Origin of the sequence: Mesorhizobium sp. M2A.F.Ca.ET.037.01.1.1 (assembly GCF_003998075.1) — a bacterium.
Taxonomy (GTDB): domain Bacteria; phylum Pseudomonadota; class Alphaproteobacteria; order Rhizobiales; family Rhizobiaceae; genus Mesorhizobium.
In genome coordinates this window covers 1-1,112 of record NZ_RZSA01001455.1, presented here as the reverse complement: position 1 = coordinate 1,112, position 1,112 = coordinate 1, and the positions used below count along the sequence as shown (strand labels likewise).

General features: G+C 66.5%; 1 protein-coding gene. It reads right to left on the bottom strand.

Translation table 11 applies throughout. The features are described from left to right. A partial coding sequence (locus tag EOA27_RS37540; RefSeq protein WP_245491349.1) for an amidohydrolase family protein occupies window positions 1–1,074 on the bottom strand: 1,074 nt, incomplete at its 3' end. Window positions 1,075–1,112: the final 38 nt, after the last annotated feature.

Below are 1,112 nucleotides of genomic sequence, written 5' to 3'. Positions count from 1 at the left end.
GTTGCGTGCCACGAAACGTCCGAACCCTGGCTCGGCCTGCAATTCGCCGTCAGCGACCACCGGCACGCCGCGCACCAGAACGGTGGTCGGCTTGCCGGTAACGCTCCTGCCCTCATAGGGCGTGAAATCGACGCGCGAATGCAGCGCCTCGTGCCCGAGCGTCCAGCGCATGGTTGGATCCCACAGCGCCAGATCCGCATCGACCCCGATCGCGATGCGGCCCTTGCGATTGGCGAAACCGTAGATCGAGGCGGCATTGCGCGAGGTGAGATCCAGATAGCGTTCGAGTGTCAGCCGGCCGGTGAGCAGCCCTTCGGAAAATAGCAGCGGCAAGCGTGTTTCGATGCCAGGGATGCCGCTCAGCGTCGTGGTGAAGCCTGGCGTCTCGGAGCGGCCGATCTTGTCGGCGAAGTAATAGGGGGAATGGTCCGACGACCAGAGATCGATGCCGCCCTCGATCAGTTCGCGCCACAGATGCTCATGGCTGCGCGGCGAGCGCGGCGGCGGTGAGAAGACGAAGCGCGCCGCGTCGACCGCCGGGCGATCGAGATCGGCGGCCCCGAGGAACAGATATTGCGGACAGGTCTCGGCGATCGCGTCGACACCACGCGCCTTCGCCCGTGCCACCTCTTCCGCCGACTGCCAGGACGACACGTGCACGATGGTCATGCGCGCGCCGGTCATCTCGGCGAAGGCCAAAGCGCGGTGCGTCGCCTCGCGCTCCATCGTCTCGCTGTGGGCGACGACATGGTAGCGGATATCGGTGCGGCCGAGATCGATGAGCCGCTGTCGCGTGCGGCGGATCGCGGCGTCGTTCTCGGCATGGACCATGACGATCCAGCCCAGCCGCCGCGCCGTATCGAGAACCTTGAAGAACAAATCGTCGTCGACGGCGAAACCCTGATAGGTCATGAACAGCTTGACCGAGGCGATGCCGCGCCCGGCAAGCGCCTCAAGCTGCGCCTCGACATCGGCGCCGGTGCCCATGGTCACCACGGCATGCAGCCCGTAGTCGATCACGGCGCGTCCCGCCGCGCGCTCCAGCGCGCGGTCGATGGCGCCGATCGTCGTCATGTCCTGTCCGGGCATGCCGAATGGCACGATGCAGGTGG